Here is a 228-nt window from a genome sequence, read left to right on the forward strand (position 1 = left end):
TGACAACGCAGCACAATGCGGCGTTAAAGTAATATTTGGGTGCTGCCAATAAGGGTGTTCGCTTGGTAGTGGCTCACTGGCAAATACATCAAGCGTTGCTGCGCGTATACGCCCATTATTCAGCGCATCGAGTAAATCGGCTTCAACAACATGCTCACCTCGGGCCACATTAATTAACACGGCGTGCTCAGGAAGTTGCTTAAGCAATTGTTGATTAATGATACCTTT

General features: G+C 46.5%; 1 protein-coding gene. It reads right to left on the reverse strand.

What is annotated here, in order from left to right:
• Nucleotides 1–228: NAD(P)-dependent oxidoreductase (locus R0K30_RS23955; RefSeq protein ID WP_410613580.1), on the reverse strand; the 228-nt coding region annotated here is incomplete at both ends.

Origin of the sequence: Bacillus sp. SIMBA_154, assembly GCF_046536015.1 — a bacterium.
In the GTDB taxonomy this organism is placed as follows: Bacteria; Bacillota; Bacilli; order Bacillales; family Bacillaceae; genus Bacillus; species Bacillus pumilus_P.